Genomic DNA, 13443 nt, shown 5'->3' on the forward strand with positions numbered 1-13443 from the left:
TCTACCGTTTAGAATGAGTTTTTTCAATCCATTTTACTCATAAAAATCCGTGCAAAAGGTGAGAGTTACCTCTCACCCTTCTAACTTTATTGACCGTGACAGTTCTTGTATTTCTTACCGCTACCACAGTAACAAGGGTCATTACGACCAATGTCAACTGATTTTGTAACTGGGCGTTTCTTCGGCTTTTCGTCTCCGCCTTCTTTTGGAAGAACAGCTTGCCCTTTTGCCACTTCTTCACGTTGCAGGTTGCTGCGAATTTGTGCTTTCATTACAAATTTCGCTGCATCCTCTTCGATGGAAGCAATCATATTTTCAAACATCGCAAATCCTTCAAATTGGTATTCGCGAAGTGGATCAGTTTGACCATATGCACGTAAATGGATTCCCTGACGCAATTGATCCATTGCATCAATGTGGTCAATCCATTTACTATCAACTGAACGAAGAACAACAACACGTTCAAATTCACGCATTTGTTCTGGATCCATTTGAGCCTCTTTTTCATCATAGCGTTGCTTAACCTTTTCAAAGATGAACTCTGACATTTCTTCAGGCTCTTTACCTTTTAGGTCAGCTACTGAAATGTCACCTTCGTTTAGAAGATTTGCATTCACATAGTCAACGATACCTTTGTAGTTCCACTCTTCTTCCACTTCATCCTTCGGTGTATGAGCGTTAACGGTACGATCAATTGTTGATTGAATCATACGCTCAACCACTTCACGAAGATTTTCAGAATCAAGAACTTCAAAACGCTGACTGTAAATAACTTCACGTTGTTGACGAAGAACATCGTCATATTGTAAAAGCTGCTTACGAGCGTCAAAGTTATTTCCTTCAACACGTTTCTGAGCTGATTCAACAGCTCTAGAAACCATTTTACTTTGAATTGGTTGTGAATCATCCATTCCAAGGCGTTCCATCATCGATTTCATGTTATCAGATCCGAAACGGCGCATTAGTTCATCTTCCATAGAAAGGTAGAACTGAGTTACCCCTGGGTCTCCTTGACGACCAGAACGTCCACGAAGCTGATTATCAATACGACGGCTCTCATGGCGCTCTGTACCGATAACAGCTAATCCGCCTAGTTCCTTCACACCTTCACCAAGCTTGATGTCTGTACCACGACCAGCCATGTTAGTTGCGATTGTAACTGCTCCACGCTGACCAGCATGTTCAATGATTTCAGCTTCACGAGCATGATTTTTCGCGTTCAAGACATTATGTTTAATACCTTTTTTCGATAAAAACTTCGAAATAATTTCAGAAGTCTCAATGGCAACCGTACCAACAAGGACAGGTTGTCCTTTTGCATTGCGTTCCGCAATATCCTCGGCAACAGCACGGAATTTACCTTCAATTGATTTATAAATTAAATCTGCTCGGTCATCACGGGCAATCGGACGATTCGTAGGAATAACTACAACATTCATATTGTAAATGTTACGGAATTCCTCTTCCTCTGTTTTCGCAGTACCTGTCATACCTGAAAGCTTTTCATACATACGGAAGTAGTTTTGGAACGTGATTGTCGCAAGCGTCATACTTTCGTTTTGAATTTCTACGCCTTCTTTTGCTTCAATTGCCTGGTGTAGACCTTCACTATAACGACGTCCCTTCATAAGACGACCAGTGAATTGGTCAACAATTACGATTTGATCTTCCTCTACCACATAATCAATATCACAGTGCATACTTGCATTTGCTTTTAACGCTTGATTGATATGATGAATTAACGCAACGTTTGAAATATCAAATAAGTTCTCAACACCGAATACTCGTTCAGCTTTGCTAATCCCTTCTTCAGTTAGTTGAACACCCTTTGTTTTTTCATCGTACGTGTAATCTTCTTCTTTTTTAAGCGTTTGAACAAAGCCATTTGCTTGAACATAGAGTGACGTTGACTTTTGTGCTGAACCAGAAATGATTAGCGGAGTACGCGCTTCATCGATTAAGATCGAGTCAACCTCGTCAATTACCGCAAAATAAAGCGGACGCTGAACCATTTGTTCCTTGTAAAGTACCATGTTATCACGCAGGTAGTCGAAACCAAACTCATTGTTTGTACCGTACGTAATATCAGCACGGTATGCTTCAATTTTTTCCTCACGTGACATAGAGTTTAAGTTCAAACCAACACTTAAACCAAGGAACTCAAAAAGTTGTCCCATTTCATGCGCATCACGACTTGCTAAGTATTCGTTGACAGTAACAACGTGAACACCTTTTCCTGTTAATGCATTCAAATAAACAGGCATAGTGGAAGTTAATGTTTTACCTTCCCCTGTTTTCATCTCTGAAATATTACCTTCATGTAGGGAGATACCACCCATTAATTGAACCGGATATGGATGTAGGCCAAGAACACGTTTTGCACCTTCACGAACAACTGCGAAAGCTTCAACGAGTAGATCATCCAATGATTCACCTTTTTGGTAGCGTGCTTTAAACTCTTCAGTTTTTTCACGAAGTGCATCATCAGAAAGCTTCTCCATCTCAGGATGAAGTGCTTCAATTTTACCAGCAAGTGTTTCCAATCGTTTTAATGTGCGTTTGTTAGGATCAAATACTTTGTTTAATATACCAAGCATTACGTACGCTCCTCTATTGTAAATACAGATTTTAAAAAGTAATACTACCATTTTACCACTAAATAGAATCAGGGTAAAATATTTAAGGGAATTGGATTGTGACAAGGGATGCATGGATTCGACAAGGGGAAAATGTTTAGGGCTGAAAAGGGAAAAAGGTACCATAGTGCATTGGCACTTAGATACCTTTTGTGAGTTTATACTCAGACGTCTCTTGTTTGATTTTTTGTCTTGCTGCCTTTACGATCCCAAGGAGTTCCTAAGAAAGGTAGTGCCCATCTGTCTAAGCCGTACCAGCCCGCAACTTTCCAAGCTAACACTAACCATGTTGCTAGGATTAGCAGTAGTGGATTTGTACTTAATGTTCCAGCAAAAAGGAAACTTACGTTCATCAATGATCCAAAGAAAGCTGCCACACCTGTTAGCAATCCAACAATCAAACCTATGCCAACTAATACTTCTCCATAAGCTACCATGTATGAAAAAACTTTTGCATTTGGAAGAACAACATTTTCTAAAAAGGTTGCATACCAGCCAGTAACATCGTTACCTTCAGCAGACTTAGCTAATGCCCCCTGCACAAATCCTTGAATAGCGGCTCCAGCATTTTCACCTGTCCAAGCATCTTCTGTAATCTTATGCCATCCAGCCGTTAGCCATGTGTAGCCTAAATATACGCGAACTACTAACCAAATAAGTGCAGAACGACTGTCGTTAAAAAGAAAGTTTGAAACAGGATTCTCCTTAAATTGAACTGCATTGTTTTTCATACTGCATTCTCCATTCGTTTTATATTTTATTTTTTCGGAAAGTATTTTCAAGATTGATTAGACTAAGGAAGGTGCCTCCCTTTCTAACATGGTGGTTGTTAGTGAATATGTAATATTTTCCTCTAAAGTTATTATCTACTATATGAAAGGAGATAACTATAAGGTGTTTCCCCTATTTTCATAGTGGAAAGTCCTTATTTTGTGGTAGGGTTTCAGGATTGTTACTTTTAAAAAATGACAATAAAAAACACAGCCTACATGGTAGACTGTGTTTGGTTATGAGAGTTAGTTGGGTTCAATGATACCATACTTGCCATCTTTTCGCTTGTACACCACATTTGTAGAGTTTGTCTCTGCATTTGTGAAGACGAAGAAGTTATGGCCCAGCATATTCATTTGAAGAATCGCTTCTTCACTGTCCATTGGTTTAAGGTTGAAGCGCTTTGTACGAACTAATTCGTAATCTTCATCCTCAAGGTCTTTAACGGCTGTAGCAGATGTAGTTCCTGCACCGTTTGCAAACAGTGTACGAGTAGAACCTTCAGTACGGAACTTACGGTTTACTTTTGTTTTATGCTTGCGAATTTGACGCTCTAGCTTGTCAGTGACAAGGTCAATCGCTGCATACATATCTGCATGAGACTCCTCTGCACGAAGTACTAGCTGAGGCATTGGAATCGTAACCTCTATTTTAGAATCTTTTGCATTATTAACTTTTAAGTTGACATTCACATTTGCATCTGGAGTACCATCGAAATATCGTTCAAGCTTGCCTAGTTTCTTCTCAACATACTCCCGTAATGCTGGAGTTACCTCAATGTTTTCACCACGAACGTTGTAATTCATACATGAACTCCTCCTTTGAACTCGACTAGTTCTCACTAGTCATTGTATTGCCCTTTCACAGAGGACCCACTTAGGGTTACCAATGTGTGAAACATTATAACCTTTTAATCAAATGCGCCTTGGCGTATTTGCCGCCAGATTTTTCTTCGAGCTTGCTCGAAAAACTTCCTTTGAAAAATCGAGGCATCCGCCGGAGGCTTGATTTTATTCAGCCCGGGTATTGCAACCCACTAAGTTGTAAACCCTTTTGCATTCATCCATACTCATTAAAGTAGGAGATATATGCTGAATAAAATTAAAGGCTATAGTTACTAATTCTACATTACCCTCCTTGTTTCCTGCTTAAACTTCTAGGAAATATGAAGAAATTGTGAATTTGTAAACGTTTTGTATAGGTGTTGAAATATATGCGTATCTAAGGTGAGTTATGAATGATTCGTGTGGTAATCTTGGGTGATTAAGTTATGAAGAATTCTTCAGTACTAGTATATCCAAGTTGGTGGAGATTATTGTGGGAATTGGTAAATGTTTGTTAGAAAGTTTTTTTGGATTGCCATGGAAATGTCATATTAAAAGAGAGAAGCACGGGGAATGTGGTCCCGTGTTTCTCTAAAATTCTTATTTTATTACTTTTACATCAGTTTGCCCTTTTACAATGAAGTTCCCTATCTTCCCTACGAATTTCATTGTCGTTTGACCAGGAATCCAATAGAAATCTTGGCGTTCAAATTTAAACTGACCTTGTTCAGCTTGCTTATAATAACCTTTGTTTGAAGTTTGTGCAGACACTCCATTTAGTGTTGCAGCATCAAGATCAAGGTTTTTTGTACTATAACCCATAGGTAAGTCAACTTTAACAGTAAATACACCCTTGTTTCCGTTCATTACTTTTGGTAGCACTTCTATCGTTGCTGGGATATAAACTAATACAGTCTTCTTGATTGTTGTAGTCCAGCCAGCATTGTCAGTTGCATCTACTTCTACTACATATTCACCTGGTTGATTGAATGAAACAACCTCACCATTTTGAACAACTTGTCCATTAACAGTCATTTTTTCAGTTGCGATACCTGACAGGTTATCTGTAGCAACGTATGTTAATGGTAATTTAGTTCCTAAAGTGTACTCTTCAGCAACATCTAACTTAACAGTTGGAGCTGTTTTATCAAGTTTCACTTGAGCTGTTTGAATGTCTTCAATGTTTCCAGCGTTGTCAATACTGTAGAAGGATACGTTTGAGATACCTTCTTTAGTGATAATAGTATTTAATCCTGAGACAGATCCTTTTCCATTAATTGAATAGATTGTATCTGCGATTCCACTTAGATTATCAGTTGCTGTTAAATCTATAGTAAAGTCATCTTTTAACCATGTGTTAGTAACGTTTGATGTTGTTACTGGTTTTGTTTTGTCGATTTTGACTTGTAGTGTTTGAACTTCTTCTTGGTTTCCTGCATGATCCAAACTGTAGAATGATACTTCGTTAACTTGTTCATTATTAACGGTAAAGCTTGTTCCTTCTACATATTCTGATCCGTTTACTGAGTAGAAGGTTTTTTCTACTCCACTTAGGTTGTCAGTTGCTGTTAGTTCTACTTGAACATCTTTGTTGTTCCAAGTATTCACTACGTTTGAAGTAGTGCTTGGTGCTGTTTTATCAATCTTTACTTCTATTGTTTGTGCATTTTCAACGTTTCCTGCTTCGTCTACACTGTAGAAAGATACCTCGTTTTCTCCTTCAGCAACGACAGTAAAGCTTGTACCTTCTGCATAATCAGATCCATTTATTGAATAGAATGTTTTTGCACCCCCGCTTAAGTTATCTGTAGCTGTCAGTTCTACTTGGACATTTTTGTTGTTCCAAGAATCAACCACATTGGAAGTTGTTTCTGGTGTTGTTTTATCGATTTTCACTTCAATCGTTTGTGTATCTTCAACATTTCCTGCTGCATCTACACTGTAGAAAGATACCTCATTTATCCCTTCAGTATCTACAGTAAAACTTGTACTCTCTAAGTATTCAGAACCATTTATTGAATAGAATGTTTTTGCTACACCACTTAGGTTATCTGAAGCCTCTAGTTCCACTTGAACGCCTTTATTGTTCCATGAATCAACTACGTTCGAAGATGTCTCTGGTGTTGTTTTATCGATTTTGACTTCCATTGTTTGCGGTTTTTCTGTGTTACCCACTTTATCTACAGAATAGAAAGATATCTCGTGAACTCCAGCTTCCTCAAGAGAGAAGGAGGTTCCTTCAATCCATTCTCCACCTAGAGAATAGTATGTTTTTGCAACCCCTACCTCGTTATCAGTAGCAGTTAGTTTAACATTTACAGACTTGTTAACCCATTCGGTTGGTGCATTTGATGTTGTTACAGGCGCTTCTTCATCAATAATTAGTTTAGCCAGTACTACATCTGATGGTTCAGATTCACCAAAAGAATTACTAACTGACGTTACAACATATTCATGGTTTGCGTATGTAAGATTAGTTAATGTGTAAGAAAGATTATTTATTCTTTCAGCAACTAAAACCTTTTCACCGTTTATAATTTCATAGATGTTGTAGCCATTTGCATACGCAACAAAATTCCAGCTGATTCTTGCACTTGTATCGCTTAATAACTTCAGATTTGCAGCCGGTGTCTCCATTAATGGATAGATAATAGTTTCTGTCACTGGATTTGAAGGCTGAGACTCACCGAAACGATTGCTATAAGACGTTACTTCAAATGAATGGCTGTCTTCAGTTAGGTTGTAAACTTTATAGTTTCTGGCGCTGCCCTTGTTTATTAATTCCCTTTTTTCATTTGTAACTTTGTAAACCCTATATTCATCTGCCCATGTAACAGCTGGCCAAGATAGTGTTATGTTATTAAAATTATTTACATCTGCATCTACCTGAGGCGGTTGAACAACCGGCCAGTTTAGAGTAAGGTCTAACTTACTTCCATCTGGAGATTCTCCAAATCGAGTGCTATATGAGTGAACTAGATACTCATAATCACCTTCAGCCATATTCGTAAAGGTAGAAGATGTACCTTTAGTTGACCTTAACAATATCTTTTCCCCATCTTTAACTGAGTAAAGATTATAGCCAGTTGCATAATCTGTTTCATTCCATCTGATTACAATATCATTTCCATTCGAAATAGTGTTTCTAAAATTTTCAGGTGATTGCATTATCGGGTGCACAAGTCTAAATGAGATTTTGTTCCCATCTGGTGATTCACCAAATCGATCACTATATGAGTGCACTATAAATTCATAATCACCTTCAGGCATATTGGTGAAACTAATTGACGTACCTGTAGTATATTTTTGATAGACTTTCTCGCCCTCAATTATTTGATATACATTATATTTAGTTGCATAATCTGTTTCATTCCATTTAAGAATGATGTCATTTCCATTTGAAATCCTATCTGTGATATTCTCTGGTTTTTGCATGATAGGATGAACGACGGTAATTTCAATTGCGCTACTCTCCGGTGATTCACCAAAGCGGCTACTATTTGAATACACCTCGTATTTGTAAACACCCTCAGGTAAGTTTGTAAATGTAACCGATGTTCCTGTGACTGATTTTTCTAGTTCCTTTTCATCTCCAGTCACTCTATATATATTATAATTTGTAGCATAGGTTACTGTTGACCAACTTAACTTGATATCATTGCCCTTTAAAATACTTGAAGATAAACTTTCTGGAGCCTGCATGATTGGATGCTCTACATCCATCGAAGTATAATTACCTATGCTTGATTCTCCAAAACGCTCACTCACAGAATGAACAACATAGGTGTGCTGACCTTCCGATACATTTGAGAAAGTATATGACTCAGATTTGGCGTTGTATCGGAATACTTTATCATCACCAATTAGCTCATATACATTATAGCTTGTTGCGTATTCTACCTCGTCCCAACTTAATTTAACATCATTTCCGTTTAGGATTGAAAAACTTAAATTAGTTGGCTTTTCCATTAATGGATGTACAACTGAAACCGTTACTTCAGCCCCATACTTTGATTCTCCATAGTAAGTAGAATTCGAGTGAATTACAAATGTATATTCACCTTCAGCTAAATTTGTAAAAGTATAAGACTTTGATGTTGTATTCCTTTTGAATACTTTTTCACCATTAACAACTTCGTAAATATTATAGTTTGTTGCATAATCTACTGAAGACCAATTTAACGCAACATCATTTCCATTCTTAGTTGTGAAAGCTAGTTCCGCTGGTGCCTTCATTGTTTGGCCTTCTAGTGTAACTGTTACTTTTGTACCTTGTTCAGACTCGCCAAATCTTGAAGAGTAAGCGTAAATTTCATACGTGTAATCTCCCGCAGGCATATTTGAATAAGAAACGCTAGTCCCGGTAACAGTGCTTTTTAGTACCTTTTTGTCATCTGCGATTTGGTATACTTTATAATTTGTTGCATAATCTACTGCATCCCAATGCAAGCTAAATGATGTTTCACTTTTAATCGTTTCCGTTACATTACTTGGTGAACTCATCTTTGGGTATACAATCGAGAATAAAAGTTCTTTTCCTTCAGCTGATTCTCCAAATCTAGTAGAATTTGAATGAATCATAAAAGTGTAACTTCCTTCAGCCATATTCGTAAAAGTAGTTGAAGTACTAGTTGCAGTCCTTTTTAATACTTTTGTGCCATCATTATTTACTTGATAGATTTTATAGTCTGTAGTATTAGATGTAGCTTCCCATTCTAATACAAGATCATTTCCATTTTTTACGTTATATGAAATTGTACTTGGGGCTTCCATCTCTACTTGATCAACAACTACTGAAACCTTACTTCCATCTACAGATTCTCCAAAACGGTCACTGTATGAATGAATTTCAAAATCATATTCGCCCGCTTCCTGTTTTGAATATGTGACAGACGTCCTTGTTTCAGTACTCTTCAGGACTTTCTCACCATTGATAATCTGATAGATTTTATAATTTGTAGCATTGTTTACGCTATCCCAAGTTAACTTAATATCATTTACATTTACTAGCTGATATGTAAAATTACTTGGGGCAACCATTTTAATTTCATCTACAGTTATCTGGAGTTGTCCAGATTCATCCACTGATTCGCCGAAACGATCACTATAGGATTGAATCTCGTATGTATATGTTCCAGGTGCTACATTACTTAGCTTATACGACGAATTCTTTGTTGTTTCAATAAGTTCCTTGCCATCCTCAGTAACCTTGTATAATTTATAATTTGTCACGTAGGAGACTGTATTCCATCTAAAAGTAATATCATTTCCATTCGATATTGAATACGTAAAATTAGCTGGTGTTTGCATGACTGGATAAACAACTTCAGCTTGTACAGCATCCGATTGAGATGATTCACCATATAATGAGTTTTCTGCTGTTACAACATAGGTGTAGCTTCCTTCTGGAGTATTGCTAATTGTATGGTTAGTGCCTGTAACAGAAGTTACTAGCTGCTGGTTTCCTTCTTTTGACACCTCGTAAACGTTATATTTCTCTGTATACTTTGAGGAACCCCAGGAAAGATAAATATCGTTTCCATTTCTAATCGATTGAGTTAGATTTGTAGGTGCCTGCATGTCCGGATAAGTAACTGTAAAGGTGATCGGAGCACTCGGGCCAGACTCCCCTTCAGAAGTTAAAGTCGAGATTGCAAACGTGTACGTTCCTTCTTCTAGGTTATTAAACAGATAGCTACTAGATGTAACCGTTCCTTTTTGTAAAAGCTGTCCATCTGTAATCTCATAGATTTGATAACCTGTTGCTCCATAAACAGCATTCCAAGAGAGTTTGATATCATCAGGTGTTATCTCTTGATGGGTAATTGTAGTTGGCGGTAGCATACTACCATTTGCTAGTGCATTACCAAATGGAAACAATAACTGTGTAACCATGAGAAGTAATGCAAAAACTGTGATACTCTTTCTTAAATATTTTCTCATTCTATAGTCCTACCTTCCCTAAAAAATCCAAAAGAAAAAGAACCTCAAACAAGGTTCATAGGTAATAAGACTATGAGTCCTTGTGGCAACCGGCTGCCATCCACACAAATTAGGTTCATGTAGGTCAGGCCCTTGGCTTTGCGTCCTATAGTTTCCCATAGTTTGCCTTTTTCACTTTGGTTTTTTGTTAATATATGTCTATCATATTACCATTTTACTAGTTATTTTACCAGTACTATATTACTAGTTTCTAAATTAATAAAAACGAGTAAGAATACGAAGGGAATTGTATACTTACTCGATATATTTGTTATTTTCGCTTATCAAAAAACATCCCATCAGCTGGTGGAGTTTGATAAGGATTCGCATATTTATTTGATGTTTCCTTACTCTTTTTAACATGGGCCAGATCAAATTGAATATCTTTTTTAATCTTCTCTAGGTGGGACTCGATAAGTGTATTCATCTGGATGATTTCAGCACCCAGTTTCTTTTCCTCAACCGAGAATGGTGGTTTCACTTCTGGTAAAAGTTGTTCTCTATCGCCTAGTAGAAGAGCTATTTTTTCGATTGCTTCGTCTCTACTATCTTTTTCGATAGGCTGATCAAGTATACTTTGAAGTTCTTTTGAAACACGGTACAGAGCTACAACTGGATTCACTACACCTGTCCACCTTGTCCATGTTTATGTTGACGTTGACGGTTAAGCCGGATAACTTCCTTCCAAGTATCACGGAAGTCTGTTACATATCCTTCAACCTCGGATAGAATTTCCAAATCATTCTTTATATTAACCTCGATTAAGCGACGATTAATATATTCGTACATAGTCATCATTGTTTTGGAAACTTCTACATCAGGATTTAGGGTAACCATAAATTCGCTAATGATGTTTTGCGCCTTTTGGAGATTCACATTTTTTTCTTGAATATTATTTTCTTCGATAGCCTTACGTGCTATCTTAATAAACTTCAAACAACCATTATAGAGCATTAATGTTAATTCTCCTGGTGTTGCGGTTGTAACAGAGTTTGACTGATAAGCTTGGTATGGATTGCTAATTGCCATAGTTACTATGCTCCTTTTTTACTGAATGAATTGCTGCATGAGGTATGCTGATTGTGAATTTGCTTTTTGAATCGCCTTTTCCATCTCAGTGAACTGTCGCCAATAACGTTTTTCAATTGTCGAGAGTCTATCTTCGAAACGATCGATTTGACTGTCAATTGTTGATAAATTACGGCCAATAGTAAATTGTTGGTTCGTCCATGTAGACTTACCAGCTTTTGCTTCAATATTTGCTATGGTACCTTTAATAGTCTTTCTAACTCGTTGAGCAATTCCTTGTGTATCTTCAGTTGTACCACTAGTTGAAAAAAGTCTAAAAACAGCATCTGGATTTTCTTGAAGTTTCTGACGTAGCTTTTCTTCATTTATAGTTAACTTTCCCCGATCCAAATAATTCTTTGTTGTAGTTATACCAATATCAGATAACTGTTTAAAACCTTTTATTGCTCCTGAGAGTGGAGTATAAAAGTCCATTCTCATTTGATTCAGGGCACCAGAAAGAATAGAGTCATTACGCAGTAAGCCACTTTGAGCCCTTTCTTCCCACTTCTTTACCTGGTCTTCCGTCATACCTTCTTTTTCTTCATCTGATAAAGGTTGATAGTCTCGGTATCTAGTTTCGGTTATCTTCCCGTTAACCTTTTCGATAAGTTCATTGTATTTATTTATATATTGAACAATATTATTGAAGGCATCCTCCGTATTATGTGAGACATTAATCGTCTCTTCCTGTCCTGTGGCAGCGTTAAATTTCAAGGTTAAATTGTTAATTGTATATTCATTCTTTGTAGTTTCTATCGGTAGGACACCGTTGTAAGTAAATTCTGCATTTGTACCGCCATTCTCTACAGCTTTATCAGGATTAAATTTTAATACCTCTGTTAAAAAGCCGGCAGTAAATCCAATTTCCGCTCCACCGTATTCAGCTGTTTTATTGAAATCTCCGGTTTTGGTTCTCTCCATAACAACTCGATCAGATGTATTGTCGTAAAATGCACGAACCCCCAAGTTGGACTCAGTAATCTTCTTAATAACAGTATTTAATGAGTCAGTTGCTGGATCGAAGGTTAGTGTGACAGTATTTTTTGAACCATCTTCATTAAATGTTTCAATTGTAAAATCAGAATAACTATTGGCAGTAAACTGTGTATTTAAAGGTTTTGTAGGGTCAATTTTAGTCCCTGCTGATATCGTAGTTTCACTTGCACGTGATGCTGCGGTTGCTAATTTATCAACCTTAATTTTATAAGACCCATTTGCTGCTGTGTTTGTTGCAGTTGCTGTGATGACTGATGAGTTAGAGCTTGTAACAGTCTTAGATTGATACGCTTTTGATAACGTCATATTGAAAGACATCGTATCGAGTTCAGCCAGTAATTTATTCATCTCACGATACTGATCCCGTTGCCACTCAAAAATTTGTTTCTTTTGATTTAGCTTGTTTAAAGGAATTCGCTCCGCCTTCATAAGATCGGTAACTATTTGATCAATATCCATTCCACTTGCTAAACCACCAATTCTCATATTCATTGGTGTTCACCACCTTTATATCTTTTTATCTACTATGAAGCCTAGAAATTCGGTCATTGCCGCATATATATCCAGTAATCTTTTCGAAGGTATTTCTCTTACCACTTCATTTGTATGATTGTCAACAATGGTAACGTAATACTCATTAAGTTCACCATGTAATTCAAATTTCAAATGTGTATTATTCGGTTCTAGAAACTTATTTAAACTAGTAATCACCTGTTGGATGTTTTCTTTTGATTCTACCTTTTCTGGATAAATTATTTGGTCAACTGATTGATTAACTGGTTCCGAGTTCTCCATTTTTCTATTATTTATGTTTTCATAGCTGAGATTCATAGTTGTGCTAGAAGATAATTTTTCAATCGACATTTCTATTTCCTCCTACACGCTCTATCTTTACTAGTTATATCGGTAAGAATTAAAGAATCTTAATGCTATAATTCGCACTAAACTTCCATAAAAGCAATAAATTGAATAAGACTCGTATATTTTTGTGCTCTCTCTTATAAAAAAACCAAAAGCCATGGTTTAAACACTTAGTTAACTCACTAAGGTGAAATGTCACGAAAGGAACACTTTATAGCATTCGAGACTCTTAAATCTTTTGATGCATTAATAGTTCATTGGATCTATAGTTAATAGAATTCGATTCACTATAATTTCTCTAG

At 36.8% G+C, this 13443-nt stretch carries 8 protein-coding genes and 1 riboswitch; all 8 genes read right to left on the reverse strand.

Annotation, left to right across the window (positions count from 1 at the left end):
- Nucleotides 1-86: 86 nt before the first annotated feature.
- Complete coding sequence (gene secA, locus AB3M96_RS19745) at nt 87-2597, reverse strand: preprotein translocase subunit SecA (RefSeq protein WP_412969323.1); 2511 nt, start codon at nt 2595-2597, stop codon at nt 87-89.
- A gap of 203 nt (nt 2598-2800) precedes the next feature.
- Nucleotides 2801-3367: a DoxX family protein gene (locus tag AB3M96_RS19750; protein ID WP_412969324.1), complete on the reverse strand. Its 567-nt coding sequence runs from the start codon at nt 3365-3367 to the stop codon at nt 2801-2803.
- A 285-nt stretch (nt 3368-3652) separates the two neighbouring features.
- Nucleotides 3653-4213 carry a ribosome hibernation-promoting factor, HPF/YfiA family gene (gene hpf, locus AB3M96_RS19755; RefSeq protein WP_412969325.1) on the reverse strand — a complete coding sequence of 187 codons (561 nt, stop codon included), beginning with the start codon at nt 4211-4213 and terminating at the stop codon, nt 3653-3655.
- A 618-nt stretch (nt 4214-4831) separates the two neighbouring features.
- On the reverse strand, nt 4832-10174 hold the full coding sequence (locus AB3M96_RS19760) for an OmpL47-type beta-barrel domain-containing protein (protein ID WP_412969326.1): 5343 nt from the start codon (nt 10172-10174) through the stop codon (nt 4832-4834).
- A gap of 81 nt (nt 10175-10255) precedes the next feature.
- Nucleotides 10256-10351, reverse strand: a riboswitch (cyclic di-GMP riboswitch).
- Between the two features lie 133 nt (nt 10352-10484).
- Nucleotides 10485-10835 carry a flagellar protein FliT gene (gene fliT, locus AB3M96_RS19765; protein ID WP_412969327.1) on the reverse strand — a complete coding sequence of 117 codons (351 nt, stop codon included), beginning with the start codon at nt 10833-10835 and terminating at the stop codon, nt 10485-10487.
- Nucleotides 10835-11242 (reverse strand): flagellar export chaperone FliS, encoded by a 408-nt coding sequence (fliS, locus tag AB3M96_RS19770; RefSeq protein WP_412969328.1) that lies wholly within the window; start codon nt 11240-11242, stop codon nt 10835-10837. The genes fliT and fliS overlap by 1 nt, the downstream gene beginning before the upstream one ends.
- Before the next feature lie 18 nt (nt 11243-11260).
- Nucleotides 11261-12772, reverse strand: coding sequence for a flagellar hook-associated protein 2 (locus tag AB3M96_RS19775; RefSeq protein WP_412969329.1), 1512 nt, complete (start codon nt 12770-12772; stop codon nt 11261-11263).
- A 15-nt stretch (nt 12773-12787) separates the two neighbouring features.
- On the reverse strand, nt 12788-13144 hold the full coding sequence (gene flaG, locus AB3M96_RS19780; RefSeq protein WP_412969330.1) for a flagellar protein FlaG: 357 nt from the start codon (nt 13142-13144) through the stop codon (nt 12788-12790).
- Nucleotides 13145-13443: the final 299 nt, after the last annotated feature.

It is taken from the genome of Ferdinandcohnia jepli (assembly GCF_047246645.1).
Taxonomy (GTDB): Bacteria; Bacillota; Bacilli; order Bacillales; family Bacillaceae_L; genus Ferdinandcohnia.

What these genes read in the sequence shown, in the direction of transcription:
- secA (WP_412969323.1), bottom strand. Translation starts at nt 2,597, where the DNA reads ATGCTTGGTATATTAAACAAAGTATTTGATCCTAACAAACGCACATTA.
- AB3M96_RS19750 (WP_412969324.1), bottom strand. Translation starts at nt 3,367, where the DNA reads ATGAAAAACAATGCAGTTCAATTTAAGGAGAATCCTGTTTCAAACTTT.
- hpf (WP_412969325.1), bottom strand. Translation starts at nt 4,213, where the DNA reads ATGAATTACAACGTTCGTGGTGAAAACATTGAGGTAACTCCAGCATTA.
- AB3M96_RS19760 (WP_412969326.1), bottom strand. Translation starts at nt 10,174, where the DNA reads ATGAGAAAATATTTAAGAAAGAGTATCACAGTTTTTGCATTACTTCTC.
- fliS (WP_412969328.1), bottom strand. Translation starts at nt 11,242, where the DNA reads ATGGCAATTAGCAATCCATACCAAGCTTATCAGTCAAACTCTGTTACA.
- AB3M96_RS19775 (WP_412969329.1), bottom strand. Translation starts at nt 12,772, where the DNA reads ATGAATATGAGAATTGGTGGTTTAGCAAGTGGAATGGATATTGATCAA.
- flaG (WP_412969330.1), bottom strand. Translation starts at nt 13,144, where the DNA reads ATGTCGATTGAAAAATTATCTTCTAGCACAACTATGAATCTCAGCTAT.